This window comes from Microbacterium sp. SORGH_AS_0454 (assembly GCF_031453395.1).
Taxonomy (GTDB): Bacteria; Actinomycetota; Actinomycetes; order Actinomycetales; family Microbacteriaceae; genus Microbacterium.
In genome coordinates this window covers 987,336-1,013,229 of the sequence record NZ_JAVIYS010000001.1, presented here as the reverse complement: position 1 = coordinate 1,013,229, position 25,894 = coordinate 987,336, and the positions used below count along the sequence as shown (strand labels likewise).

Annotated in this window: 24 protein-coding genes; 17 read left to right on the top strand and 7 right to left on the bottom strand. The window is 71.3% G+C overall.

Going from position 1 to position 25,894, the window contains the following annotated elements; genetic code table 11:
* Positions 1 to 450 precede the first annotated feature (450 nt).
* Together QE454_RS04610 and QE454_RS04605 are read left to right on the top strand one after the other, a co-directional pair.
* Positions 451 to 2,079: a DUF4407 domain-containing protein gene (locus tag QE454_RS04610; protein ID WP_307457608.1), complete on the top strand. Its 1,629-nt coding sequence runs from the start codon at positions 451 to 453 to the stop codon at positions 2,077 to 2,079.
* Positions 2,079 to 2,558 (top strand): NUDIX domain-containing protein, encoded by a 480-nt coding sequence (locus QE454_RS04605; protein ID WP_210076021.1) that lies wholly within the window; start codon positions 2,079 to 2,081, stop codon positions 2,556 to 2,558. The genes QE454_RS04610 and QE454_RS04605 overlap by 1 nt, the downstream gene beginning before the upstream one ends.
* 540 nt (positions 2,559 to 3,098) lie before the next feature.
* On the opposite strand, the gene QE454_RS04600 is transcribed toward QE454_RS04605, so the two are convergent.
* A complete protein-coding gene (locus tag QE454_RS04600; RefSeq protein ID WP_210076023.1) occupies positions 3,099 to 4,073 on the bottom strand; it encodes a zinc-binding dehydrogenase in 975 nt (324 codons plus the stop codon).
* Positions 4,074 to 4,178: 105 nt separating this feature from the next.
* On the opposite strand from QE454_RS04600, the gene QE454_RS04595 reads away from it, so the two are divergent.
* Positions 4,179 to 4,748, top strand: a complete 570-nt coding sequence (locus tag QE454_RS04595) for a TetR/AcrR family transcriptional regulator (protein ID WP_307457614.1) — start codon at positions 4,179 to 4,181, stop codon at positions 4,746 to 4,748.
* A 17-nt stretch (positions 4,749 to 4,765) separates the two neighbouring features.
* Here QE454_RS04595 and QE454_RS04590 read toward each other — a convergent pair whose 3' ends face one another.
* On the bottom strand, positions 4,766 to 5,080 hold the full coding sequence (locus tag QE454_RS04590) for a YbjQ family protein (protein WP_210076028.1): 315 nt from the start codon (positions 5,078 to 5,080) through the stop codon (positions 4,766 to 4,768).
* Positions 5,081 to 5,224: 144 nt separating this feature from the next.
* On the opposite strand from QE454_RS04590, the gene QE454_RS04585 reads away from it, so the two are divergent.
* The 5 genes from QE454_RS04585 to QE454_RS04565 all read left to right on the top strand — a co-directional run bounded on the left by QE454_RS04585 (position 5,225) and on the right by QE454_RS04565 (position 10,803).
* Complete coding sequence (locus tag QE454_RS04585; protein WP_307457619.1) at positions 5,225 to 5,854, top strand: GntR family transcriptional regulator; 630 nt, start codon at positions 5,225 to 5,227, stop codon at positions 5,852 to 5,854.
* A complete protein-coding gene (locus QE454_RS04580) occupies positions 5,851 to 7,377 on the top strand; it encodes an MmgE/PrpD family protein (RefSeq protein ID WP_307457622.1) in 1,527 nt (508 codons plus the stop codon). Before QE454_RS04585 ends, QE454_RS04580 begins: the two co-directional genes overlap by 4 nt.
* A gap of 127 nt (positions 7,378 to 7,504) precedes the next feature.
* Positions 7,505 to 8,404: a methylisocitrate lyase gene (gene prpB, locus QE454_RS04575; protein WP_307457628.1), complete on the top strand. Its 900-nt coding sequence runs from the start codon at positions 7,505 to 7,507 to the stop codon at positions 8,402 to 8,404.
* Positions 8,405 to 8,440: 36 nt separating this feature from the next.
* Complete coding sequence (locus QE454_RS04570) at positions 8,441 to 9,625, top strand: bifunctional 2-methylcitrate synthase/citrate synthase (protein WP_307457633.1); 1,185 nt, start codon at positions 8,441 to 8,443, stop codon at positions 9,623 to 9,625.
* The gene (locus QE454_RS04565; RefSeq protein ID WP_307457635.1) at positions 9,625 to 10,803 is read left to right on the top strand and encodes a thiolase family protein; all 1,179 of its coding nucleotides are present in this window, start codon (positions 9,625 to 9,627) and stop codon (positions 10,801 to 10,803) included. Before QE454_RS04570 ends, QE454_RS04565 begins: the two co-directional genes overlap by 1 nt.
* Before the next feature lie 143 nt (positions 10,804 to 10,946).
* Here QE454_RS04565 and QE454_RS04560 read toward each other — a convergent pair whose 3' ends face one another.
* Positions 10,947 to 11,381 (bottom strand): GNAT family N-acetyltransferase, encoded by a 435-nt coding sequence (locus QE454_RS04560; protein ID WP_307457638.1) that lies wholly within the window; start codon positions 11,379 to 11,381, stop codon positions 10,947 to 10,949.
* 49 nt (positions 11,382 to 11,430) lie between these two features.
* Between QE454_RS04560 and QE454_RS04555 the strand changes: the two genes are divergently transcribed.
* The gene (locus QE454_RS04555; protein ID WP_307457640.1) at positions 11,431 to 12,153 is read left to right on the top strand and encodes a Type 1 glutamine amidotransferase-like domain-containing protein; all 723 of its coding nucleotides are present in this window, start codon (positions 11,431 to 11,433) and stop codon (positions 12,151 to 12,153) included.
* Between the two features lie 127 nt (positions 12,154 to 12,280).
* Here QE454_RS04555 and QE454_RS04550 read toward each other — a convergent pair whose 3' ends face one another.
* A complete protein-coding gene (locus tag QE454_RS04550) occupies positions 12,281 to 16,030 on the bottom strand; it encodes a choice-of-anchor I family protein (protein ID WP_307457644.1) in 3,750 nt (1,249 codons plus the stop codon).
* A gap of 226 nt (positions 16,031 to 16,256) precedes the next feature.
* On the opposite strand from QE454_RS04550, the gene QE454_RS04545 reads away from it, so the two are divergent.
* A complete protein-coding gene (locus QE454_RS04545) occupies positions 16,257 to 17,435 on the top strand; it encodes an acyl-CoA dehydrogenase family protein (protein ID WP_307457647.1) in 1,179 nt (392 codons plus the stop codon).
* An 89-nt stretch (positions 17,436 to 17,524) separates the two neighbouring features.
* Positions 17,525 to 18,313 carry an enoyl-CoA hydratase-related protein gene (locus tag QE454_RS04540; RefSeq protein WP_307313525.1) on the top strand — a complete coding sequence of 263 codons (789 nt, stop codon included), beginning with the start codon at positions 17,525 to 17,527 and terminating at the stop codon, positions 18,311 to 18,313.
* 4 nt (positions 18,314 to 18,317) lie between these two features.
* On the opposite strand, the gene QE454_RS04535 is transcribed toward QE454_RS04540, so the two are convergent.
* Entirely contained in the window at positions 18,318 to 18,845 is a 528-nt protein-coding gene (locus tag QE454_RS04535) for a MarR family winged helix-turn-helix transcriptional regulator (RefSeq protein WP_210076050.1), read from the bottom strand.
* A gap of 136 nt (positions 18,846 to 18,981) precedes the next feature.
* On the opposite strand from QE454_RS04535, the gene QE454_RS04530 reads away from it, so the two are divergent.
* From QE454_RS04530 to QE454_RS04520, 3 genes are all read left to right on the top strand, one after another.
* Complete coding sequence (locus tag QE454_RS04530; protein ID WP_307457653.1) at positions 18,982 to 19,758, top strand: electron transfer flavoprotein subunit beta/FixA family protein; 777 nt, start codon at positions 18,982 to 18,984, stop codon at positions 19,756 to 19,758.
* Positions 19,758 to 20,723 (top strand): electron transfer flavoprotein subunit alpha/FixB family protein, encoded by a 966-nt coding sequence (locus tag QE454_RS04525; RefSeq protein ID WP_307457656.1) that lies wholly within the window; start codon positions 19,758 to 19,760, stop codon positions 20,721 to 20,723. The genes QE454_RS04530 and QE454_RS04525 overlap by 1 nt, the downstream gene beginning before the upstream one ends.
* Before the next feature lie 180 nt (positions 20,724 to 20,903).
* Entirely contained in the window at positions 20,904 to 22,319 is a 1,416-nt protein-coding gene (locus QE454_RS04520; RefSeq protein ID WP_307457660.1) for a cytochrome b/b6 domain-containing protein, read from the top strand.
* A 127-nt stretch (positions 22,320 to 22,446) separates the two neighbouring features.
* Here QE454_RS04520 and QE454_RS04515 read toward each other — a convergent pair whose 3' ends face one another.
* Complete coding sequence (locus QE454_RS04515) at positions 22,447 to 23,016, bottom strand: TetR/AcrR family transcriptional regulator C-terminal domain-containing protein (RefSeq protein ID WP_307457663.1); 570 nt, start codon at positions 23,014 to 23,016, stop codon at positions 22,447 to 22,449.
* A 65-nt stretch (positions 23,017 to 23,081) separates the two neighbouring features.
* Here QE454_RS04515 and QE454_RS04510 point away from each other — a divergent pair, with 65 nt between their 5' ends.
* From QE454_RS04510 to QE454_RS04500, 3 genes are read left to right on the top strand one after another with little or no spacing between them, the layout of a single operon-like run.
* Positions 23,082 to 23,678: a biotin transporter BioY gene (locus QE454_RS04510; protein WP_307457665.1), complete on the top strand. Its 597-nt coding sequence runs from the start codon at positions 23,082 to 23,084 to the stop codon at positions 23,676 to 23,678.
* Complete coding sequence (locus QE454_RS04505; protein ID WP_373459397.1) at positions 23,675 to 24,379, top strand: energy-coupling factor ABC transporter ATP-binding protein; 705 nt, start codon at positions 23,675 to 23,677, stop codon at positions 24,377 to 24,379. The genes QE454_RS04510 and QE454_RS04505 overlap by 4 nt, the downstream gene beginning before the upstream one ends.
* Positions 24,373 to 24,969, top strand: coding sequence for an energy-coupling factor transporter transmembrane component T (locus QE454_RS04500; protein ID WP_307457668.1), 597 nt, complete (start codon positions 24,373 to 24,375; stop codon positions 24,967 to 24,969). Before QE454_RS04505 ends, QE454_RS04500 begins: the two co-directional genes overlap by 7 nt.
* 142 nt (positions 24,970 to 25,111) lie before the next feature.
* Here the strand turns inward: QE454_RS04500 and cofE are convergent, their stop codons facing one another.
* Entirely contained in the window at positions 25,112 to 25,894 is a 783-nt protein-coding gene (gene cofE, locus QE454_RS04495; RefSeq protein WP_307457672.1) for a coenzyme F420-0:L-glutamate ligase, read from the bottom strand.

Sequence of the window (25,894 nt, the reverse complement as noted above, 5' to 3'; positions counted from 1 at the left end):
CGGGCTTCGGCTCCGCCCCGCCCTTCGTGTTCCGCGGAACCGGCTCGTCCTGCGCAGAAACGCTTCCTGCGACGGGAAACGCGGTGTGCTCGCGTTTCCCGTCGCGCATGGCGTTTATGTGTGAGGGGGCGGATGCCGCGGACGCGGTGCCGGCGTCGGTGCGGGCTGCGGTGCTGGACTGGGCGTCGGCTTCGGCCTCGGCGTCCGCGAAACCGGCTCGTCCCGCGCAGAAACGCTTCCTGCGACCATAAACGCGGTGTGCTCGCGTTTCTCGTCGCGCATCGCGTTTATGCGTGAGGGGGCGGATGCCGCGGCGGCGGTGCCGGCTTCGGCGCAGTGCCGCGGGGGTGATGGCAGGTGTCCGGCCGGCGCGGACCGGTGGCGGCGCCGCTGGGCTGCGCCTCAGGCCCCGCTCAGGAGAGAACGGTGCGGGCGTCGTACCCTGTGCGAATGTCCTTTTCCGCTCACCGGCCCGGCCGTTTCGGCTCCGACGGCCGTATCGAGTTCACGACGGACGAGGAACGCGAGCAGTATCTCGACGACATCCTCGCCGCGCAGAACGCGGCGAACCGTCCCGCCGAACCCCAGGATCACACTGCCGAGCCCTGGGGCGCGCCGCCCGCTGACGACGACCCACGCTCCTCCATCGCCGCCGACCCGAGCGATACCGATCCGCTCGACGTCGACGCCGCCGACGCCCGCGACACCGTCGTGATCGATCGCGCCGAGCGTGCGCGCGCCGACGACGAGACCGCGGTCCCGTCCGACGAGGCGCCCGAGCCCGCGGCATCCATCCCCGTGGCATCCGAACCGCGCCAGCCCCGTCTGCGCCGACACGACCCGCGCCGCCCGCGCCTGTCGCTGATCCGCCGCATGGCCGTGCTCGGCGGCGCCGACAACGACGTGCTCGACGAGGTTCCCGAGGAGGTGCCGCGCTTCGTGCAGATGTTCCTCGTGCTCGCGGGAACCGCTCTCGTCTCGTCGCTGTCGATGATGTTCGCGCTGCTGACGGGCGTGCGGGTCAGCCTCTGGCTCGCGATCCCCCTCGCGATCGTGTGGGGCCTCATCATCTTCAACCTCGACCGCTTCCTCACCTCCACGATGCGTTCGACGAAGAACATCTTCCGGCTGCTCGGCCTCGCCATGCCCCGCGTGATCATGGCCGCCCTCATCGGCATCGTCGTGGCCGAGCCCCTGGTTCTGCAGGTGTTCCAGAACGACATCGTGCGCGAGGTCAACTCCACGAACGTCACGCAGGCCCTCACGGACCAGGATGCCGTCACCAACGGCCCCGAGAAGCAGGCGCTCGACGCCGCGAGCGCGCAGGTGTCGGCGCTCGAGAACCAGGCGGCGACCGGCATCGTGACCGGCACTTCGTCGACCTCCGCCGAATCCGCCGCTGCGCAGCAGAGCGTCGACCAGCTCACGCAACAGCTCGCCGCCCAGCAGAGCGTGATCGACCAGGCGCGCGCCGTGTACCAGTGCGAGCTCACCGGCCAGGGCGCCGGAACGGTTCCGGGCTGCACCGGTGTCGCCGGCAACGGCGCGAGCTCCGATGCGGCGCAAGCGCAGCTCGCACAGGCGCAGTCGGCGTACGACTCGCTGTCGACCCAGCTCGCGCAGGCGCAGTCGACGCTCGCCGCGGCGAACTCCGCCGGCGCCGAGGCCGCCGCATCGTCCGCCGACCAGAACAAGCAGCAGGCCGAAGACCAGCTGCCCGCCGCTCGCGCCCAGTATGACTCGGCGCTCACGGCGTACAACGCGAGGGCGTCGTCGGTCGCCGACGGCAATGCGGGAGCGGTGGGTCTGCTGAGCCAGATCACGGCCCTCGAGCGCCTGTCGGATCGCGAGCCGACGCTGCGCTGGGCGCACTATCTGATCGCAGCGCTGTTCTTCATGATCGAGCTGCTGCCCGTGCTGGTGAAGGTGCTGACCGGCTTCGGCGGCCCTTCGCTCTACGAGAAGGCCGAGAAGATGCGTGGGCAGATCGCCCTCGACCGGGTGTCGGCCCGCACCTTCCGCAAGCGCGCCGACATCATCGCCGACGAGGCGAACCGCGTTCCGGCGACCGTGACCTGATGGTCGTGTGGAGCGCGGGACTCCTGCTGTACCGGCTCGCCCCGGAGCCGCAGGTCTTCGTCGCGCACATGGGCGGCCCCTTCTGGGCGAAGAAGGACGCCGGCGCCTGGTCGATCCCGAAGGGCGAGTACGACCCCGACACCGAGGGGGCGCTGGATGCCGCCCGCCGAGAGTTCCGCGAGGAGCTCGGGGTCGATGCGCCCGAGGTCGAGTGGGCCGAACTCGGCACGTTCGCGTATTCGAGCGGCAAGAAGGTCGTGGTCTTCGCGGGTGACGGCAGCGGGTTCTCGGCATCCGACTTCGCCTTCGGCACCTTCGAGATGGCGTGGCCACCCCGCTCGGGCAAGACCGCGACGTTCCCCGAGGTCGACCGCGCCGAGTGGATGGGCCTGGATGCCGCTCGCGAGGCCCTCGTGAAGGGGCAGCGCCCCGCGATCGACGCGCTCGCCGTCGCCCTCGAGGGCCTGGGTGGCGATTGAGGCGCTCCCCGCTGGGGGCGGAGGTCGTGCGTAACTCCTGAGAAGCCGCGGCGCAGCCGGATATCCGCGCCGGTTCTCCCGGCGAACAGGCGGCCCGCTCCGCGCTTCTCAGGACTTGTGTACGCCCCGGCCATCCCCGGCGCGTGCCGCCTCCTTGGCCCGTGCCGCCGCTACCCGCGTGCCACCCCTCGGCCGCGCACGCCGCGGCGGCCGCCTCGCTCGGGCCGTGGAATGGTGCGTAACTCCTGAACGGAGGCGGCCCCGTCTCCTCGGCGCCCCGGGATACAGGGCACGGCGCCCGGCGCGCGCCGTTCTCTCAGGAGTTACGCGCGGCGACCCTCCCCGCGCTGCCGCTCCGTCCGGGGGCTCCGCATCGCCTCGGGCGCCCGCGCCCCGAACGCACGAGTGTCCAGAACACCCGGACGTTCCGAAAAATCGTCCGGGTGTTCTGGACACTCAAGAGGGGCTCGGGCCCGCGCGACGCGGGACGCGCGCCGCGGGACGCGCGACGCGGGACGCGAGCCCCGCGGCGCGACCCGCTTACGGGCGGATGAGGATCTTGCCGACGCGGGGCGCGTCGCTCGCGGTGACGGCTTCGACGATGTCGTCGAGACCGAAGGTGGCGGCGACGGGGAGGGTCAGGGTGCCGTCGGCGAGGTAGCGCGACAGTTCGCCGAAGAGGGCGCCGCGGGTCTCGGCATCCATCGTCTTGCTGACGACGCTGCCCCAGAAGCCCTTCACGGTGGCCTGGCGGAAGATGAGGTCGCCGGCGCCGAGCTCGAGCTTGCCCGCGCCCATCGAACCGAAGATCACGAGGGTGCCGTTCTCGCTGAGCAGCGAGAGCACCTGGCCGGCGGCGGGTCCGCCGACGGAGTCGACGCCCGCGACGACCCGTCCGTCGCCGACGAGGGCGAGGGCCTGATCGCGCCAGTCGTCGGCGTCGGTCGACACGACGTTGTCGATGCCCTGGGCGGCGAGCTCCTCGACGGCGCTCTGACGGCGCACGAGGCCGACGACGTTGACGCCGCGCGCCTTCGCGATCTGCGCGACCATGCGGCCGACGGCGCCGTTGGCGGTGTTCTGCACGATCCAGTCGCCGGCCTTCAGGTCGAGCGAGTGCAGCAGGCTGATGGCGCTGAAGGGCATCGAGACGAGCTGCGAGGCGACCTCGTCGCTCAGACCCTCGGCGACGGGGATGAGGCCGGCAGCCTTGGCGACGACCTGCTCGGCCCACACCCCGAACGTGCCGCCGGTGGCGACACGCTGGCCGACGGTCAGGTTCTCGACACCCTCGCCGAGCTCCTCGATGACGCCGACGGCCTCGGTGCCGGCGCGGGCGGGCAGCTCGGGCTTGAAGCCGTAGGTGCCGCGGATGGTCCACAGGTCGTGGTTGTGGATGGGCGACAGGAGCACGCGCAGGCGCACCTCGCCGGGGCCGGGGGTCGGGTTCTCGACCTCTTCGACGCCGACGACGTCGGCCGGTTCGCCGAACTGATGGTGGATGACTGCGCGCATGGATTCCTCCTGTGGTTATTTTGTAACGACCGGTCTAATATAGACCTCGGGCCTGCGAATGCAACCCGGAAGACGTCAAGTGGCGAGGGAGAGAACATGGGCAGGATGCCGAGCTTCGAACGCTCCGCCGTCGTCGACGCCGCGCGCGACGTCTTCTGGCGCCGCGGGTACGCCGAGACGGGCATCGTCGAGCTCGAAGAGGCCACGGGCCTCACCCGGTCGAGCCTCTACAATGCCTTCGGCAGCAAACGCGGACTCTTCGACGCCGTCCTCTCGGCGTACCTCGACGACGTCGTGCGCACGCGCCTCCGCCCCCTCGGCGGGGGAGACCCCGGCGCGCTCGAGGCCTACGTCGACGAGATGCGTTCGGCCATCGAGACCGACGCCCCGCGCGCGCGGCTCGGCTGCCTGCTGCTGAACGCGGGTTCGTCTCCGCTGGCGAGCGACGACGCCGAGGTGCGCACGCTCGTCTCGGACTACGCCGCCGAGATGCGCGCCGCGATCCGCTCGGCGGTCGCCGACCGGCGTCCGGATCTGACCCCGGATGCCGTGGACGCCCTCGCCGCGGTGTGCGCCTCGCTCGTGGTGGCCGGCCTCACCCTCGCGCGCGCCGATCGGGACGCGGCGCTGGCGACCCTGGCATCCGTCTCCTCGACCCTGGAGTCGTGGGGCTGAGCCGGCACCCGGCGGTGTCAGCCCAGCTTCACGGCCGTGCCGTAGGCGACGACCTCCTGGAAGTTCTGCGCCACCTCGCTCGTGTCGAAGCGCATGGCGATGACCGCGTCGGCCCCGACGGCTTCGGCGGCCTCGACCAGGCGCTGCTTTGCTTCGTCGCGACTGTCCTGCAGCTGCTTGGTGAGGCCCTGGAGCTCACCGCCGAAGATCGACTTGAGTCCGGCGCCGAACTGCACGCCGATGTTGCGGGCGCGCACGGTCAGGCCGGTCACCTCGCCGTACACCTCGACGATCTGGCGGCCGGGGACATCGTTCATGGTCGTGACGAGCATGCGCCCAGTGTGGCAGGTGGCGGGCCGCTCCGCGAGGGGGGAATCGAGCCGCTCTGTGTATACCTAGACGGCATCCGGGAGGCAATAAATCTCCGTTTCGCTGGCGGATTGCATACACTGGAGCAATGACGGCGAGGGGGCAGCATGCGGGCGGGTGATCGTGCCTACGCGACTCTCCTCGACGAGATCCAGACCGGCACGCTGTCGCCGGGGACCGTCCTCGCCGAAGTGGAGCAGTCCACCCGCCTCGGAGTCAGCCGCACGCCTCTTCGCGAGGCGCTGCGCCGGTTGGCATCCGACGGCCTCGTCGCTCAGGCTTCAGCCCGCGTGACGGTGGTCGCCGGCATCGACGCCGACGACATCCGCTCTCTCTTCGACCTGCGCCGGGCGCTCGAGACCGAGGCCGCGCGGTTGGCCGCTCGACGGGGCGATCGCGGGGAGTTCCGACGCCTCGCGACCGAGTTCGCCGCCGTCGACACCACCGACGCCGACGCGTACTACGCCCTGATCTCCCGCTTCGACGCCGCGATCGACGACGCCGTCGACAACGCCTACCTCTCCTCAGCGCTCCGGAGCGTCCGCACTCACCTCGTACGGGTGCGACGCATGGCGCGAGACAACCCCCTTCGCCTCTCGGCCTCGGCCGGGGAGCATGAACTGATCGCGAGAGCGATCGGCGCCGGCGACCCCGAACTCGCCGCGCACGCCACCCACGTGCACCTGCACAACGCCCTCACCACCATCCTCGAAGCCCTCACGGAGGACCCCTCATGACGATCACCCACCACGTGCGCGTGCACCGCAGCGACGAGAACCTCGCCCGTGAGGGCCAGCTCGCCTGGGCGCTCGCCCGCGTCGCGGTCGACCCGGTGGCCGTCGACGACGACGTGGTGGACATGATCGTCAACCGCCTCATCGACAACGCGGCCGTCGCCGCCGCCTCGATCACCCGTCAGCCCGTGAGCGCTGCGCGTCAGCAGGCTCTCGACCACGCCGTCTCGATCGGCGGCTCGGGGGCCACGGTCTTCGGCTGCCTGCTCGAGCGGCGCACGAGTCCCGAGTGGGCGGCGTGGGCGAACGGCGTGGCCGTGCGCGAGCTCGACTATCACGACACCTTCCTCGCTGCCGATTACTCACACCCGGGCGACAACATTCCTCCGGTCCTCGCGGTCGCCCAGCACACGGGGCGCGACGGCGCCGCCCTCGTGCGCGCTCTCGCCACGGCCTACGAGATCCAGATCGACCTCGTGCGCGCCATCTCGCTGCACAAGCACAAGATCGACCACGTCGCCCACCTCGGTCCCGCCGCGGCCGCCGGCATCGGCACCCTGCTCGACCTCGACCAGGAGACGATCTACCAGGCCATCGGCCAGGCGCTCCACACCACCACGGCCACCCGTCAGTCGCGCAAGGGCGAGATCTCGACGTGGAAGGCGCACGCGCCCGCCTTCGCCGGCAAGATGGCGATCGAAGCCGTCGACCGCGCGATGCGCGGCGAGACCAGCCCCTCGCCGATCTACGAGGGCGAGGACGGCGTGATCGCCTGGATGCTCGACGGCCCCGACGCGTCCTACGACGTGCCCCTGCCCGGCGAGGGCGAGAGCAAGCGCGGCATCCTCGACTCGTACACGAAGGAGCACTCGGCCGAGTACCAGGCGCAGGCCTGGATCGACCTGGCCCGTCGCCTCGGCACGGAGCGCCCCGAGCTGCGCGAGCCCGCCAACGTGGCATCCATCGTCCTGCACACGAGCCACCACACGCACTACGTGATCGGCTCCGGAGCGAACGACCCGCAGAAGTACGACCCCACCGCCTCGCGCGAGACGCTCGACCACTCGATCCCGTACATCTTCGCCGTCGCCCTGCAGGACGGCGCGTGGCACCACGTCGACTCCTACACCCCCGAGCGCGCGGGCCGCGAAGACACCGTCGCGCTGTGGCACAAGGTCACCACGGCCGAGGATGCCGAGTGGACGCGCCGCTACCACTCCGACGACCCGAACGAGAAGGCCTTCGGCGGTCGCGTCGTGATCACCCTGACCGACGGATCCATCGTCGAAGACGAGATCGCCGTCGCCGATGCCCACCCGCTCGGCGCCCGGCCGTTCGCGCGCGAGGACTACGTGCGCAAGTTCCGCCTGCTCGCCGAGCCCGTGCTGCTGCCCGACGAGATCGAGCGCTTCCTCGAGCTCGTGCAGCGCCTGCCCGAGCTGACCCCCGCCGAGGTGATGCAGCTCACCATCGTGGCGAAGCCCGGCGTGCTGGCCCTCGCACCCGCGCCGAAGGGGCTGTTCTGATGCGCGGGCCGTGCGTAACTCCTGAAGTCTGCACGGTCGGGGGCTTCGGCTCCGTGTCATTCCGCGGGTGCTGCGTCGCTGTGCCGCGATTCTTCAGGAGTTGTGCACACCCGACGGAGGAGAACTGATGCTCTACGCCCAGACCACCGCTCAGCAGAAGCGTCGCGCGCTGCGCGAGAAGCTGGCATCCGGTGAACTCGTCCGGATGCCGGGAGCCTTCAACCCGCTGTCGGCCCGACTCATCGAGCGCAAGGGCTTCGACGGCGTCTACATCTCGGGCGCGGTGATCTCGGCCGACCTGGGTCTGCCCGACATCGGCCTCACGACCCTCACCGAGGTCGCGGGTCGCGGTCAGCAGATCGCGCGCATGACGGAGCTGCCGGCGATCATCGACGCCGACACCGGGTTCGGCGAGCCGATGAACGTCGCCCGCACGATCCAGACCCTCGAAGACGCGGGGCTTGCGGGCACCCACATCGAGGACCAGGTCAACCCGAAGCGGTGCGGCCACCTCGACGGCAAGAGCGTCGTGGACGCCGACACCGCGATCAAGCGCATCCGCGCCGCGGTCGATGCCCGCCGCGACCCCGACTTCCTGATCATGGCGCGCACCGACGTGCGGGCGGTGGAGGGACTGGATGCCGCCATCGACCGCGCGAAAGCCCTGGTCGACGCGGGCGCCGACGCGATCTTCCCCGAGGCGATGCGCGACCTCGCAGAGTTCGAGGCGATGCGTTCGGCGCTCGACGTGCCGATCCTGGCGAACATGACCGAGTTCGGCAAGAGCGAGCTGTTCTCGACGCAGCAGTTGCAAGACGCCGGGGTGAACCTGGTGATCTGGCCGGTGTCGCTGCTCCGACTCGCGATGGGCGCGGCGGGCCGCGGCCTCGACGCCCTGGCATCCGAGGGCCACCTGCGCGACCATCTCGGCGCGATGCAGCACCGCGCCGACCTGTACGACCTCATCGACTACGAGGGCTACACCCGCTTCGACGCCGACGTTTTCGATTTCACCGTCGAACGCTGACGCGGCCGCACACGAGCACGACTCAAGGGAGAGACGATGACCGACATCAAGAAGGGCCTCGCCGGGGTCACGGTCGACGAGACCGCCGTCAGCAAGGTGAACCCCGAGACCAACAGCCTGCTGTACCGCGGTTACCCCGTGCAGGAGCTCGCCGCCACCCAGCCGTTCGAAGCGGTGGCGTACCTGCTGTGGAACGGGGAGCTTCCGGATGCCGCGCAGCTCGCCGACCTGCGCCGGACCGAGCGTGCGCACCGCGCGTTGAGCGACGACGTCCGCGCCGCGATCGACCTTCTGCCCACGAGCGCCCACCCGATGGATGAGGTACGCACGGCCGTGAGCGTGATCGGCGCGCGCGAGACCGCGGGGATCTCGAACGTGATGGATGCCGTGGGCACGCCCGAACAGAACCTCGAGCGCTCGATCCGCCTGTGGGCGCAGCTGCCCGCCGTGGTCGCGTACGGTCAGCGTCGCCGCCGTGCAGAGGAGCTGGTCGAGCCCCGCGACGACTTCGACTATGCGGCGAACTTCCTCTGGATGACCTTCGGCGAGGACGCCGACGAGGTCGTCGTCGATGCGTTCAACCGCTCGATGATCCTGTACGCCGAGCACTCCTTCAACGCCTCGACCTTCACCGCTCGTGTGATCGCCTCGACCCTCAGCGACCTGTACTCCGCGGTCGTCGGCGCGATCGGCGCTCTCAAGGGTCCCCTGCACGGTGGGGCGAACGAGGCCGTGCTGCACGTGTTCACCGAGATCGGCTCGGCCGAGAACGTCGGGCCGTGGCTCGACACCGCCCTCGCCGACAAGCGCAAGATCATGGGCTTCGGTCACCGCGTCTACAAGCGCGGCGACTCGCGCGTGCCGACGATGAAAGCCGCCCTCGACACGCTCGTCGAGCACTACGGTCGTCCCGACGTCGCCGCCCTCTACGACGCGCTCGAGTCGCAGTTCGTCGAGCGGAAGGGCATCTACCCGAACCTCGACTACCCCTCGGGCCCGGCCTACGACCTGATGGGCTTCGACACGCTCACCTTCACCCCCCTCTTCGTCGCCGCGCGCGTGACCGGCTGGACCGCGCACATCCGCGAGCAGCAGGCGTCGAACGCCCTCATCCGCCCCCTCTCGGAGTACGTCGGTCCCGACGAGCGCCACGTCGAGGGCTACGTCCCGGATGCCGCCGACGTCGAGGCCCAGGAGCGCCCCGAGGAAGCGGCCGGCTGATGTCGTCTCCGAAGATCGTTCTGGTCTCGGGCGCCCGCACGCCCATCGGCTCGTTCGGCGGAGCGCTCTCGGGCGTGGACGCCTACGAGCTCGGCGCGGTCGCCGTCACCGAGGCGCTGCGTCGCGCGGGCGTCGAGAAAGACGCGGTCGACGAGGTCGTGATGGGCTGCATCGCCCAGAACGGGCCCGATGCCTACAACGCCCGTCGCGTCGCGCTCGCCGCGGGCCTTCCCACGCGCGTGCCCGCGTTCACGGTGAATCGCCTCTGCGGTTCGGGTCTGCAGGCGATCTGGTCGGCCGCCCAGGAGCTTCGCTGGGGCGGGATCGACGTCGCCGTGGCCGGTGGCGACGAGAGCATGTCGCGCACGCCCTTCCTCGAGTACGGTGCCCGCGGCAACGCGCGGCTCGGCGATCGGCAGCTCCTCGACGGCACGCTCGCGATCCTCACCGACCCCTTCAGCGGCCGGCACATGGGCACGACGGCCGAGGTCGTGGCATCCCGATACTCCGTCTCGCGGACGCAGCAGGACGCCTTCGCCGTCGAGAGCCAGCGCAGAGCGGCGACGGATGCCGCGCGCGCGGCCTTCGCGGAAGAGATCGTGCCCGTGACCACCGGCGGCCGCACGCCCGTCGAGGTCTCGGTCGACGAGCACCCGCGTCCGGGGACGACCCTGCAGGCCCTCGCGGGCCTGCGCCCCGCGTTCGAGAAGGACGGATCGGTCACGGCCGGCAACTCCTCGGGCATCAACGATGGCGCCGCGGCGACCGTGCTGATGCGCGAGGACGACGTGCGCGAGCGCGGTCTGTCGGGGCTCGCGACGCTCGAGGCCGTGACCACCGCCGGCGTCGACCCCGAGATCATGGGCTATGCGCCCGTCATCGCGCTGCAGCGGCTGTGGGAGCAGACCGGGCTCACGCCGGCCGACGTCGACGTGATCGAGCTGAACGAGGCCTTCGCCGCCCAAGCGGTGGCGGTGATCCGCGACGCGGGCCTCGACCCCGAGAAGGTGAACCCCTACGGCGGCGCGATCGCCCTCGGCCACCCGGTCGGTGCGACGGGCGCAATCCTCACGGTGCGCGCGGCCCTCGATCTGCGCCGTCGCGACCTCGAGTACGCCGTCGTGACGATGTGCATCGGTGGCGGACAGGCCCTGGCCGCGCTGCTGCGGCGGTACTGAGTCGGGTTTCGCCCTCACCAAGCGGGCCGTCCCGCGCAGTTCGTCGGCGACATGCCGGGGCGGCGGGCGGGTGGTCGGCGTGTCGGGGGCGGGGTCCGCGGGACGGCCCGCCCAGGGCGATGCGGGCCGCGGCGCGGGGGCCATCAGGTGTGCGCCGGGCGGACCAGGAAGACGTCGACCTCGTCCTCGGAGTCGAGGGTGAACCCGGCGCGCTCGTAGAGGCGGCGGGCGGGGCTGCCCTGCAGCACGTTCAGGCGCGTCGGGCCGTCCCACGGTTCCGCCAGCACGCGAGAGAGGACCTCGCCGCCCACGCCCCGACCCTGCAGAGCGGATGCCAGATAGAAGTGCTCGACCCAGCGCGAGGCCCCGTCCGGACGGATGGTGAGGGAGCCGGCATCCGCCCCGTCGACGACGATGACGCGCGTGAACTCGGGACGGAAACCCGCGCGCATGCGCTCGCGGACGCGATGCTCGTCGTAGCGGCCGAGGCGCTCGAGATCGGCGCGCAACACCTCGGCGCGCAGCTCGACGAGCCAGGTGATGTCGGCGGGCACGCTCGGTCGGAGGCGGATGTCCATGCGTCGAGTCTAGGAATCGCGACGCGGACGGGCCCGCGATACTGGGCGTATGAGCGTGTTCCTTCTCGGCGGCGGGCGCGACGTCGCGCGCTGCGGCGACCTGCTGCGTCCCTTCGTCCTCGAGGCGCGCGAGCGCGCAGGCGACCGCCCTCCGGTGATCGCGCTGCTGCTCGTGCTCGTGCTCGATGCCGACGACGACACCAGGATCGCCCTCCACCGCGCCATGTTGGACGCAGCGCAGGCGGTGCCCGCCGAGATCCGCGTCGAGACGATCGTCGAGGGCGAGGTCTTCGATGCCTCGGCGCTCGCCGCCGACGCGCTGTTCGTCGGCGGCGGCCTCACCCCGGCCTACCTGGACGCTTTCGCGCAGATCCGGGATGCCGTGATCGAGCGTGTCCGCGAGGGGATGCCGTACGCCGGGTTCTCTGCCGGCTCGGTGATCGCCGCCGGTCCGGCGCTGGTCGGCGGATACCGTCTGGGCGGGGTCGAGGTCGTGTCGGAGAACGCCGGCGAGGAGCTCGACGAGCTCGAGGTCCGCGCGGGCCTCGGACTGCTGGACTTCGCCGTCGATGTGCACGCCGCCCAGTGGGGGACCCTTTCTCGTCTGGTCGCCGCGGTCGATGCCGGGCTCGTCTCCGACGGCGTGGCGATCGACGAGCACACGGCCCTGGTGATCTCGGCACAGGCGGCCCCGGCCGTCCGCGGCGGCGGGCAGGTCTGGCGCGTGGAGTCCTCGGCATCCGGAGTCCACGTCCAGGTGCTCCGCGCCTGAGGCTCAGCGCTCGCCGCGAGTCGAAGGGATCTGTCTCTCGCGCGAGCCCCGACGCGGCGGAGCCCGGCGATTCCTGCACGCAACGGCCCCCACCCCGAGGGGTGAGGGCCGTTGCGGAATCCGCGCGTCAGGCGGTGCGGCGGCGACGCAGCGCGAAGGCGAGACCGCCCGCGACCACGAGGAAGCCGCCCGCGAGGGCGATGCCCCACGGCGCTTGCGCGCCCGTCGCCGCCAGGGCGCCCTTACGGACCACCTCGACCGCGAGAGCGGGGAGCACGGTGCCGTCGGCGCGCTTGATGACCACCGTGTGCGCCCCGGGTTCGAGAGTCGTGGGCACGTTCACCCGGAAGGTCACGGTGCCGGAGGCATCGGCGGCCGGGATGCCGGTGATCACGATCGGCGTGCTGTTGAGCGTGGCCGTCAGCTGCTCGCCGGCGTTCAGCCCCGAGACGGTGACGGTGAACGACCCGCCCTGCTCGACGCGCGCCGCGCTCGCCGTGATGCGCGCCGAGGTCGACGGCGACGCCGTGGGGCTGCCGGTGGGCTGGCCCGTGGGGTTGGCGGTGGGCGTCGGCTTCGGCGTGCCTTCGTCGACCGGCGTCGAACCGATCAGGTACGCCCGGCCGAGAGGTGAGGGCGCGATGGTCTTCTTCGCGGTGAAGAAGTCGACCGTGGCCTGGAGGTCGATCTGACCGGAGTCGGCCTTGTTCGTGCCCTGCGCGAAGACGCCGAAGTTGTCGCCTCCCGCCGCGAGGAACGAGTTGGTCACGACGCGGTACGAGGTCGTCGCGCCGATGGGCGTTCCGTTCAGTGCGATCGACGAGATCCGCGAGCCCTCCGCGGCCTTCGGGTCGTACTGGAAGGTGAAGCCCTTCGAGACGCCGAGCGCGAGCACCGGGCGCGCCGCACCCGACGGCTGCCACTGCTGCTCGAGCACCTGCTTCAGCTGCGCGCCGGTGAGCGACAGCGTCACCAGCGTGTTGCCGAAGGGCTGCACGTTGGCCGCCTCGCGGTACGACACGGAGCCGTTGTCGGAGCCGTAGAGCAGGTCGGCCCGCAGACCGCCGGGGTTCATGAACGCGATCTGCGCGTCCTGCCCGTTGAACGAGGGGTTCTCGCTCGTGGCCCAGAGGTACACGTCCGCGACGGTGTTGCCGAGCGTGGAGTACGCACCGCGGTCCTCGCCACCCGAGCTGTTCTTCGCGCGGGTGATGTCAGCGGTGATCGTGCCGACCTCGACCTTGCCCTTCGTGTCGGCGGTGGCCTTGGCATCCGCGACGACCTTCGCCGCAGCGGCCTGGGGGTAGGCGATGTACTGGCCCACGGTGGAGTCGTAGAGCGAGCGCACGCCGGGCGCGATCGACACGAGCTTGCCCAAGGCGTCCAGATCGATGTCGAGTGTGCCGAGGTTCGTGCCGTACGAGCCGGTCTGGATGACCGAGCGACCCCCGATGGTGCACGAGTACTTCTGGTGCGTGTGCGCCGAGACGATCGCGTTGACGTCGGCGGAGGCACCGCGCACGACGGCGCCGAAGTCGCTGGACTCGGTCGCGATCGTGGTGCAGTTCGTGCTCTCCGAGCCGTCGTGGACCAGCACGATGACGATGTCGGCACCCGCCGCGCGGGCGTTCTTCGCCTCGCGGTTCACGGCCTCGGTCTCGTCGCCGAACTCGATGTCGGTGATCTTCGAGGGGTCGACCATGCCGGCCGTCTGCGGAGTGACGGTGCCGACGAAGGCGATCTTCGTGCTGCCGACCTGCTTGATCGTGTAGGGCTTGAGGGCGGGGGTCTTCGTGCCCTTCTTGTAGACGTTCGCGCCGAGAGCGAAGTCGCTCGATGCTCCCGTGTTGCCGCCGTAGGTGGGAATGACCCGCTCGGTCAGGTCGGCGAAGCCGCGGTCGAACTCGTGGTTGCCCACCGCGCTGACGTCGAGCGTCGCGGCTTTGAGGGCCTTGATGGTCGGGGTGTCCTGGTCGATGAACGACTCGAAGGCGCTCGCGCCGATGTTGTCGCCGGCCGAGACGAACAGGGTGTTCGGGTTCTGCTGGCGGTACTTCTCGACGGCGCCGGCGAGCACCGCGGCCCCGGCGACGCCACCGGTCTCCTGCAGCAGGCGTCCGTGGAAGTCGTTGATCGTGAGGATCTGCAGGTCGGGGGTCTTCGGCTGCGTCGGACGCACCTCGAACACGGTCGTGGTGCCCGAGACCTCGTTGCCCGTGACCAGCAGCGGCACGCCGGTGGGCGAGCGCAGGGCTGACACGAAGGTGATGCCCTCGGGGCCGAGGTCACCGGACGCGGCGAAGTCGATCGTGTCGTCCGCCTTCGTGGTGTTGACGTTGCGGTTGTTGACGTAGGTGACGTAGCTCGCCTTCGTCGGGTCGGTGATGTCGTAGACCATCACGCCGCCCGCGCGCTCGAGGCCGATGAAGGCGTAGGTGCGGCCGTCTACGACGCCGATGGTGACGTTCTCGGGCTCGGGGCCCTTGTCGTCGCTGCGGTCGTCGAGGGTGTTGTTGTCGTTCGAGACGTTGAACAGCTGCGGGGCGACGTTCTTGAGCTTCTGCTCGAACTGGTCGCCCGAGTCGAAGACGAGAGCGCCCTTGGTGTCCCAGATCGAGAAGGAGCGCCCGCCGTAGGCGTAGAGCTCGCTGTAGCAGCCGTCCGCTGTCTTGCCGAGGTCGGTGACGACCTTGAGGCGACCGGCGGCGTCATTGGCGGTCTGGCCCGCGAGCGGGCTCGAGGCGCAGATGGGCGCCAGGCCGTTCTTGCCGAAGGCGTTGATGCGCGCCTCGTCGTCGAAGGAGCCCCACTTGCGCCCGTCCCCTTCGTTCGCGGTGACGAGGTAGGTCGTGGCCTTGCCGTTGGTGCTCGCCGAGTACGAGGCGATCCCGTCGGGCATGTAGAGGCCCTTGAGGCCGGCGACGGGGCGGATGCTCTCGGCGGCCGTCGTGCCGTCTTTGTCGCTCGGGTCGAGTCCGACGACGCTCCAGTCCTTGTACCCGAGGGGCAGGATGCCGGTCACCTCGGCCTTCGTCAGATCCACCGTCGCGACGGCGTTGTTCTCCTGCAGGGTGACGTAGGCCACGGTGCCGTCGGTGGTGATGTACTCGGGTTCGAGGTTGCGCGAGACGCGGTTGGTCGACAGGGTCGCCGGGTCCTGGCTCGGGGCGGCCACGTCGGGGCCGAAGATGCGCACCTTGGAGTCGAGCGTCTTGCTCCCGCCGGGCTCGAAGGCGCGGAAGCCCGCTGTCTTGACGGCGCTCTGCGCGGGGGCGGACAGGGCGGACGACAGCGCGACGACGCTGACCGAGCCCTCGGGGTCGACCGAGAAGTCGGCCGCGGGCTCGCCCTCGTTGGCGACGACGACGTAGGAGCCGTCCTTCGAGAAGGTCACCATGTCGGGCAGGGCGCCGACGATGACCTCGCCGAGCTTCGCACTCGCGGCATCCGTCTTGTTGGCGTCGAAGAAGACCAGGTGGCCGGGGTCGGTCTTCGTCCTGGCTTCGAAGGCGATGACGCCGAGGCCGTCGTCGCGGACGGCGACCGAGTTGGCGACACCGGCGGAGGCGATGTCGAACATCTTGACGGGCTTGGTCGGGTCGCTGTTGTCGAGCACCGTCACGGTGCCGGCCTGCGCGTTGACGACGAACAGGCGGTCGCGGTAGGCCTGCACGATCTCGGCGGCCGACTCCTTGTAGACGCCGGTGTCGTACGAGCCGACCGGGGTCACGCTGATCGCGGCGCCGGAGACGCTGTTCGAGACGGGCTGCGAAACGATCGCGGCGGATGCCGCGGTGGTACTCGACAGGGCGAGAGCGCACACCGCCGCGGTCGTCGCGGTGAACGCGGCGGCGCGGCGAAGGAATGTCGAAGGCATGGCTGTGTCCTCGGGTTCGGGTGGGGATGGCGAAGCGCGCGGGAGGCGCGATCCTGTGAATTTTGCCTGGAGTTCGTGTCGGTCCGGTGAACGGGGGGAGAACGCGACGCCCAGAGCGCGATACGAGGGTGGTCCTCGAGTATCCGTCGGCCCCTCTACTAATTACTAGGACGTCCAGCTATTCTGAACAGTGCGACGAGGTCGTCGCCCCACGAAGGAGAGCCGCATGGACACCACCCCTGCCCCCGCGCTCGACGCCGCACCCGGCAGCACCCTGTCGGCCGACGAGCGCGACGCCATCCTCGAGGCCGTGCGGGACTTCGCCGCCGCCGAGTTCGCCCCGCACACCCTCGAATGGGATGCCGAGAAGCACTTCCCCCGCGACGTCCTGCGCCGCGCGGGGGAGCTGGGTCTCGGCGGCGTCTACGTCAACGACGACGTGGGCGGCGCCGGGTTGTCTCGTGCCGACGCGGTGGCCATCTTCGAAGAGCTCTCCTACGGCGATCCGACCGTGACGGCTTACATCACCATCCACAACATGGTCGCGTGGATGATCGACACCTACGGCACCGCCGAGCAGCGTGAGCGGTGGCTGCCGACTCTCGCGGCGATGGAAGACCTCGGGGCGTACTGCCTCACCGAACCCGGGGCGGGGTCCGACGCCGCGGCCATCACGACCTCGGCGATCCGCCACGGCGATTCGTACGTGCTCACCGGCGTGAAGCAGTTCATCTCGGGCGCGGGCGAGGCGAGCGTCTATGTCGTGATGGCGCGCACGGGCGAGCCGGGGGCGCGCGGCATCAGCGCCTTCCTCGTGCCCGCCGACGCCGAGGGGCTGTCGTTCGGGCCGAACGAGAAGAAGATGGGCTGGAACGCCCAGCCCACCCGGCCCGTCATCCTCGACGAGGTGCGTGTGCCGGCCGAGAACCTGCTCGGCGGCGAGGGGCGCGGTTTCTCGATCGCCATGAACGCCCTCAATGGCGGTCGCCTCAACATCGCCACCTGCTCGATTGGAGGGGCGCGCTGGGCGCTCGATCGCGCCGTCGCCTACGTGCACGAGCGATTCACGTTCGGCGAGGCGTTGAGCGAGAAGCAGTCCGTGGTGTTCGCGGTGGCCGACATGGCGACGGAGCTCGAGGCGGCTCGACTGCTCGTGCGCGATGCCGCGACGGCCCTGGATGCGAAGACTCCGGATGCCGCGACCCGGTGCGCCATGGCGAAGAGGTTCGCGACCGACGTCGGCTTCCGCGTCGCCAACGAGTCGCTGCAGTTGCACGGCGGATACGGCTACCTGCAGGACTACGGCATAGAGAAGGTCGTCCGCGACCTGCGGGTGCACCAGATCCTCGAGGGGACGAACGAGATCATGCGGCTCATCGTCGGCCGCAGCGTCCTGGCCGCGTGACGCGCGCGGAGGAAAGGCCCGGGCGGATGTCGGCGGGTCGTGCGAGCATGCCGGTGCGGGCTTCGCCGCGCCGATGAGACGGGAGTGACATGACGGATCACGATGCAGGGTACGAGACGATCCGCGTCGAGCAGCGCGCACGAGTCGGGTGGATCACTCTCGATCGTCCCGAGGCCCTGAACGCGCTCAACACGCGGACCATGACCGAGGTCGTCGCGGCTGCCGAGGCGTTCGACGCCGACGAAGGCGTCGGCGCGATCGTGGTGACCGGCAGCGAGAAGGCCTTCGCGGCCGGGGCCGACATCAAAGAGATGGAGCAGAAGTCGGGTCTCGACATGATGCTCACCGACCACTTCGGTGCCTGGGCGCGCTTCGCCGCCGTCCGCACGCCCGTGATCGCCGCGGTCTCGGGGTACGCCCTGGGCGGCGGGTGCGAGCTCGCTCTCATGTGCGATGTGATCCTGGCATCCGATCGCGCGAAGTTCGGCCAGCCCGAGGTGCAGCTCGGCGTGATCCCGGGGATGGGCGGCACGCAGCGGCTCGTCCGCGCGCTCGGGTACTACAAGGCCGCCGAGCTCGTGCTCACCGGACGCATGATCGACGCCGCCGAGGCCGAGCGCGCCGGACTCGTCTCTCGTGTGGTGGCGTCGGCCGACCTGCTCGACGAAGCCGAGGCGGTCGCCCGCACGATCGCAGAGAAGCCGCTCCCGGCCCTGTACGCGGCCAAGGCCGCTCTCGACGTGGCCCTGGAATCGACGCTGGCCGAGGGCGTGCGCTTCGAGCGTCAGGCGTTCGCAGCGCTGTTCGACACCGCCGATCAGAAGGAGGGGATGGCGGCCTTCCGCGAGAAGCGGTCGCCGTCGTTCACGCACCGATGAGCGCTCAGAGCGGATCGGGCACCGGCGCGGGGTCGGCGAAGTCGCCGGCGCCCTTGCGGAAGCGCGCGATGATCCGCACCAGTGCCGTCGCGTCCTCGTCGTCGAGGCCCAGATCGGCGAACACCTCGTTCAAGGCCGTCGTGGCGTCGTCGACCCGTCGACGCCCGTCCTCGGTGAGCGCGAGCAGGGCCGCACGCCCGTCGGTCGGGTGCGGTTCGCGCGTCACGAGCCCGTCTCGAGCGAGGCGCTCGACCGTGTTCGTGACGCTCGTCGGGTGCACCTGGAGGCGCGCGATCGCGCTGGCCATCGGCATCCGGCCCTCTCGCGTGAAGGCGAGCAACCGCAGCATCTCGAACCGCGAGAACGACAGGTCGAAGGGCTTGAGCGCTCGATCGATGGATGCCAGGAGCAACTGGTGCGCGCGGATCACCGAGGTCACGACCGTCATGCCGTCGGCGGCGTCGTCCCACCCGTGTGCGAGCCACTGGCGCTTGGCCTCGGCGATCGGGTCGACCGGTAATCGTCGCGTCATCGGTCCTCCTCGCGTTTCACGGTACCGCTCGCCCGCGGGCCGCGCTGCCCGGCGGCGGCTGAGCCCGTCGGCGCCCCGAGTCCGGCCGCTGCCGCGGGGTGGCGGCATTCGTCCTCTCACCGAAGGAGCATGATCGATGAAGATCGTGGTGCTGATCAAGGAAGTCCCCGATACCTGGGGCGAGCGTCGCCTCGACCTCGAGACCGGGCTCTCCGACCGCGCCGCGTCGGCCCCGGTGCTCGACGAGATCGACGAGCGCGCGGTCGAAGCCGCCCTCGCATACGCCGACGCGAACCCCGGCGCCGAGGTCGTTGCGCTCACGATGGCTCCGGCCTCGGCCACGGCGACCGTGCGAAAGGCGCTCGCGATGGGCGCGACCTCGGCCGTGCACGTCGTCGACGACGCCCTGCGCGGTGCCGACCTGCTGTTGACCGCCGACGTGCTCGCGGCAGCCATCCGGCGCACGGGGTTCGACCTGGTCATCGCGGGCAACCTCTCCACCGACGGCGGTGGGGGAGTCGTTCCGGCGATGGTCGCCGAGGTGCTCGGCGTGCCGCAGCTCACCGCGCTGTCGAATCTCGAGGTGACCGACGACACCGTGTCCGGTGACCGCGTGAGCGATGCCGGGACGATGCGGGTGTCGGCGTCGCTTCCCGCGGTGGTCTCGGTGACCGAGGCGCAGCCCGAGGGGCGGTTCACGACGTTCAAGGGCATCATGGCCGCGAAGAAGAAGCCGTACGAGACCCCGGATGCCGTCGAGCTGGGCGTCGAGGCCGAAGACCCGGCGCAGGCCCGGTACATCATGCTGTCGGTCGCCGAGAGGCCGCCGCGAGAGGCAGGGACGAAGATCGTCGACGAGGGCGATGCCGGCGAGAAGCTCGCGGCCTTCCTCATGGCCGAGGGGGTGGCGTGATGAGCACTGCTCTCGTGCTGCTCGAGGTGCTGCCCTCCGGAGCGCTGGCGGCCTCGTCCCCCGGGCTGCTCGTGGCCGCGGACGCGGCGGGAGAGCCGGTCGCGGTGATCGCGGCCCCCGCCGGGGTGCTCGACCGCGCCGCCCGGGAGGCCGCGGAGCTCGGGGCGGTCCGCGTCCTCTCCGCCGAGGTGGACCCCGCCCTCCTGACCGGCCCGGTCGTCGACGTGCTCGCGGCCGCCGTGGCAGCCGAGAACCCCGACCTGGTGCTCGCCTCGAACGCCATCGAATCGCGTGATGCGGTGGCCCGCCTCGCGGTGCGGCTGCGCCTGCCCCTCGCCACCGACGTCGTCGGCGTCGCTCGAGACGACCTCGGGGTGGTGGCCCACCACTCGGTGTTCGGCGGTGCCTTCGCCGTCGACGGCGCGCCCACCTTCGGGCCCCTCGTCGCGACCCTGCGGCCCGGGGCGGTCGAGGGGCGCCTCGACGCGCGGCCGCTCGCCGTGCGAGACCTCGAGGCGCCGGCATCCGCGATGCCCTCCGCTCGCGTCGAGGCGTTCTCCGAGACGACCGCTCCCTCGACCCGGCCGGAGCTGCGTGGCGCGGCGACGGTCGTCGCCGGGGGCCGGGGCGTGGGATCGAAAGAGGACTTCGCCCTCGTCGAGCAGCTCGCCGACGCCTTGGGCGCTGCCGTCGGCGCCTCGCGCGCGGCCGTCGACGCGGGGTACGTGCCCGCGACCGCGCAGGTCGGGCAGACGGGGGTGTCGGTCTCGCCGAGGCTGTACGTCGCCCTGGGGATCTCGGGTGCGATCCAGCACCGCGCGGGCATGCAGACCGCTCGCACGATCGTCGCGATCGACAAGAACCCCGAGGCGCCGATCTTCGACATCGCCGACTTCGGTATCGTCGGAGATCTGTTCACCGTCGTCCCGCAACTCATCAGCGCGCTCGAGGCTCACAAGAAGTAGATGGCGTCCACACCCCGCACTCCGCGTCGCGGGCTGCCGCGCGTCCCCGGTGGGGAGCCCTGGCCGCTCGCGGGCTCGGACGCGCCCTCGACGTCTTCGCCTCACGATGACGCGGACGGCCCCGCAGCGGCCGTCGAGAAGCGCGGCGCCGGCTCGCCCGCAGCGGATTCGAATTCGTCCATGGGAATCGGGTCGGAGGCACCGTCGCGCCCGGATCCGGTGCACGCGTCCGAATCCGTCGAGCTCGCGAGCCCTTCGCTCGGTCCGGCACAGCAGAGCGTGACGTCGGATGCCGCGGCGACCGGCGTGCGCCGAGGTCTGCCGCGCGAGCCCGGCGGGGAGCCCTGGCCTCCGGCATCCGATGCTGCATCCGGTGTGCGCTCGGCGTCGGATTCGGGCGTGCGCAGCGGAATCGGGTCGGAGGCGCCGTCGCGTCCGGGTCCGGTGCACGCGTCCGAATCCGCTGGGGCGTCTGCGGTGACAGCCCCCGCCGAGCCGGCTGACGGCGCGATCGGCGCGACCTCGGTGCCCGTGCCCCCGGCCGAGGCGCCCGGGGCCCTCGCGCACCCGGCCCCGCGGCCGCCCCTCACCGTTGCACGCACCGTCTGGCCCGGCGCCGCGGCCCGTCGCTCCGCGACTCGCGCGGTACCCGGAGCGAAGCCCCGCGCAGCCGCCCTCGGCGACTACTCGCCCGTCCAACTGCTCGGATCGACCGCCGTTCTCGGCGTCTTCGCACTCGCTCTCGTGGGCATCGTCGTGCTGCTCGCGCGATTCGTGCTCGCGATCGGCCCCGGGCGGGAGTTCCTCGCGGCATTCCCGGGCGAGTACCACCTGCCCGCATCCGCTCCGGTGGGGCTTCCGGCGTGGCTGAACTGGTCGCACTTCCTCAACAGCTTCTTCCTGCTGCTGATCATCCGCACCGGGTGGCAGGTACGCCGGGAGAAGAGGCCCTCGGCCTTCTGGTCGCCGCGCAACAACAAGAAGCGCCGCATCAGCCTCGCGCTGTGGTTCCACCAGGCGCTCGACATCCTCTGGATGGCGAACGGCGTCGTCTTCGTGGTGCTGCTGTTCGTCACCGGGCAGTGGATGCGGATCGTGCCGACGTCGTGGGAGGTCTTCCCCAACGCGCTCTCGGCCGCGCTGCAGTACGCCTCTCTCGACTGGCCCACCGAGAACGGCTGGGTGAACTACAACAGTCTTCAGCAGCTGTCGTACTTCGCGATCACCTTCGTCGCCGCGCCTCTGGCGATCGTCAGCGGTGTGCGTCTGTCGGGCGTGTGGCCCAAGAACGCCGAGAAGCTTAACCGTCTGTACCCGGTCGAGTGGGCGCGCAAGGTGCACTTCCCCACGATGCTCTTCTTCGTGGCGTTCATCATCGTGCACGTCGCCCTCGTCCTCGCGACCGGCGCCCTGCGCAACCTGAACCACATGTACGCCGCGCGCGGCGCGGTCGATCCCGAGGCGTTCGTGAGCGATCCCACCGGATTGCTGATCTTCGCGGCATCCCTCGTCGTGATGGCCGCGGCCTGGGTGGCCGCGCGCCCCGCGGTGCTCGTGCCGATCGCGCGCCTGTTCGGCGAGGTCAAGCAGCGCTGACGTTGCCGCGGGTCGCCGCCCCGGGATGACGAGCCGGTGGGCCAGATCACGAGCCGATGCGCGGCATCTCGGGTCGTCTCGGCGAACGTGGGTGGTCCCGGCAACTCCCCTGGTGGCCGCTCCGGCCTCAGACGCGACCGCTCGCGCGCAGGCCCGCGGCGATGAGGTCGAGCCCGAAGGCGAAGTCGTCCGCGGAGGATGCAGCGGCGAAGGGCGTTTCCCGTGCTCCCTCTCGGGCCCCGGCGCTGTCGTACTGCAGGCGCTGCTGCTCGTGCCAGACGAACCCGAGGACGTAGTGCAGCACCGTGGTAGCGACCCGCCGAGCGGTGTCGGGGGCGAAGCCGTCGGCGGCGACCGCCTCGGTCAGTCGGTCGAGCGCGAGGGTCGAGCCTAGGCCCAGAGCGAGCGTGCTCGAGACGACCTCGGCGCCGTCGCGGTAGGCCAGCAGGGCATCGCGCAGGGCGCCGGCCCGAGAGCGGAGGTCGTCGGAGGTGCCGGATGCCATGCGCCCCACGATCCGATCGGACAGCTCCGCGAGCAGGGACTGCTTGTTCGGGAAGTGCCAGTACAGGGCGCTGGCCTGCACGTCGAGGGCGGTTGCGAGGCGACGCATCGTCAGGTCGGGGAGGCCGTGGTCGTCGAGGATCCGTAGGGCGGTGCTCGCGACGTCGTCGGCCGTATGTCCTCGCGGTGCCATGAGCCTGAGTATAGTGAACGCCGTTCAGGTGAACAGTGTTCAGGTACCCGCTCCGAAAGGCCCCCATGCGCCGCTCCCTCGATGCCACCGACCTCGCCCGCGTGGCCGTCTTCGCCGCCCTCATCGCTGTTCTCGGGCTCCCCGGGAGCTTCCCGGTCTTCGGCGGCGTGCCGATCACCGCACAGACCCTCGGGGTCATGATCGCGGGTGCCGTCCTCGGCCCGGCGCTCGGCGCCCTCTCGGTCACGGTGCTGCTCGCCCTCGTCGCGGTGGGCTTCCCGCTGCTCGCGGGCGGACGCGGTGGCATCGCGGTCTTCTTCGGCCCCACGGCGGGCTACGCGCTGGGGTGGATCCTCGGGGCGGCGGTCATCGGCCTCGTGGTGCACGCGGGCGGACGGCGGCCCGTCGTCTGGCGTACGGGTCTGGCCATGGTCTCGGGCGGGATCGTCGCGATCTACGCCGTCGGCATCCCCGTGCAGAGTCTCGTGACCCGGCTGCCGCTCGGTGAGACGGCGCTGTCGAGCCTGGTCTTCGTCCCCGGCGACCTGCTCAAGGCCGCTCTCGCGACCGTCGTGGTCTCGACCCTCGTCCGCGCCTACCCGCGGGGCTTCCGGCGTGACTGGGGCGCTCCGGTGCGCCCCGCGGCGATCGCCCGCGCGTGAGGCCGACGATCCGCGGAGGAACCGTCCGCTGCTCTCGCCTGGCCGCACGCCTCGACGGCCGAGACGTCCTCCGCGACGTGACCCTCGACCTCGATGCCCGCACGATCGCCGTGATCGGCGACAACGGCTCCGGCAAGTCGACCTTCGCCCGCGTCGTCGCGGGGCTCGTGCCCCGGTCCTCGGGCGCGCTCGAGGTGCTCGGGGCGGATCCGGCGACGGATGCCGCGACCCACCGCCGCCGCATCGCCCTCGTGCTGAGCAACCCCGACGCGCAGATCGTGATGCCGGTCGTGTCCGATGACGTCGCCTTCTCGCTGCGTCCCGAGCGCCTGCCGAAGCCCGAGCGGGCGGCGCGCGTGGCCGCGGCCCTCGAACGGTTCGGTCTCACCGACCTCGCGGACCGTCCCGCCTCGGACCTGTCCGGTGGGCAGAAGCAACTGCTCGCGCTCTGCGGCGCCTTCGTGCGCGACCCCGCGCTGGTCGTCGCCGACGAGCCCACGGCCCTCCTCGACGCACGCAACGCCCGCCGGGTGGCCGACCATCTGCTCGGAGACGGACGCCACCGCGCGCTCGTCGTCACCCACGATCTCGCCCTCGCACGACGATGCGAAGCCGCGGTGCTCTTCGCGGACGGTCGCGTGCTCGCCGCCGGCGCGGCATCCGGGATCGTCGATCGCTATGAGCGGTCGCTGACGTGCTGACCGTGTATCGGCCGGGGACGGGGGTGTTGCATCGGCTCCCCGCCGGCCCGAAGATGCTGGCGGTCGCGGTGCTCGCCCTCGCGGTGGCGGTGCTGCCGACCACCCTGTGGGCCGCGGGGGTCGCGGCGGCGGTGGCGGGGGCCTGCTACGCGGTGTCGGCTCTGGGGGCTCGGGAGCTGGCCAGACAGACCTGGGCCCTGCGATGGATCGTCGTCGTCACCGCGGCGGGGCAACTGCTCTTCCTCGGCATCGAACCCGCCGTCGCGAACACCGCGCGCGTGACGGCGGCGCTGCTGATCGCGGCCCTGCTGCCGTTGACGACGCGCGCGGACGAGCTGCTCGACGCCCTCGAGCGAGGACTCGCCCCGCTGCGGCGGGTCGGAGGCGATGCCGAGCGCGCAGTGCTGCTGCTCGCCGTCACGGTCACGACCGTGCCGGTGCTGGCGCGACGGGCTGCCGAGGTGCGCGAGGCGCAGCGGGCCCGCGGTGTGCGGCCCTCGCTGCGACTCTCGATCGTGCCGTTCCTCGTGCTGTCGCTTCGGCACGCCGACCAGCTCGGCGAGGCCCTCGCCGCCCGCGGGGTGCGCTGAGTCGGCGTCGAGACCGCGGGCGCCCACCGTCGGTGCGATGCGTCCTCTTCGCCGAACGGTTGCGGTCTCGACGTGCGAGAGCGGTGGCAAGGCGCGGACGAGGCGACCGCGGCGTCAGTACCCCGCGCGATGACTCGCCGCGTCAGCCCGCGGCGGTCCGCCCGGCGGCGAAGCCCTCGGCATAGGCCTCGTCGGCTCCCTGACGGAACATGTCCCGCGCGGGATCGCGCACGATCGAGCGGGCTCCGGGCAGGTCGAGCTCTCCCACCAGGTCGCCGCGGCCGCGCACGACCGCCACGGGGCGGCGCGCGGCCTTGCCCTTGACGAGGTCGGTGGCCGCGGCGATCTCGTCGGCCACGCAGGGCAGGGTCACGACGAGGGGGCGGCCCTCGGCATCCACCGTTCCGCGGAGATCTTCGAACACGTGGATGCCGCCGGCCCCGATCGCGTGATCGGTCTGGCCCTCGCGCCAGGCGCGGCCGAGCGTGTCGGTGATCAGGACGCCGACGTGGGCCCCGGTCGCGGCGCGCAGCCCGGTCGCCAAGGCGCGCGCGGAGGCGTCGGGGTCGATCGGCAGCAGCAGCACGGTGCCCTCGGGGGTGTTGCTCGCGTCGACGCCGGCGGCGGCCGAGACGATCCCCAGGGGGTTCTCGACGATCCGCGTCACGTGACCGGTGGGGGAGGTGCGCGATGCCACGAGCCGCACGGTCTCGCGCGTGATGGCGTCCTCGCGGTCCGCGGCGTGGATGATCCGGCCCTCGGCCTTCGACACGATCTTGCTGGTGACGACCACGATGTCGCCGTCGCGGAGCGACCCGTCGACACCGTCACGCAGGGGTTCGGTCGTGGCATCCAGGATCACCCGGACGAGGTCGTCGCCCGCGGTGATCTCGGGAATGCCGTCGAGGGCCCAGATCTGCAGCAC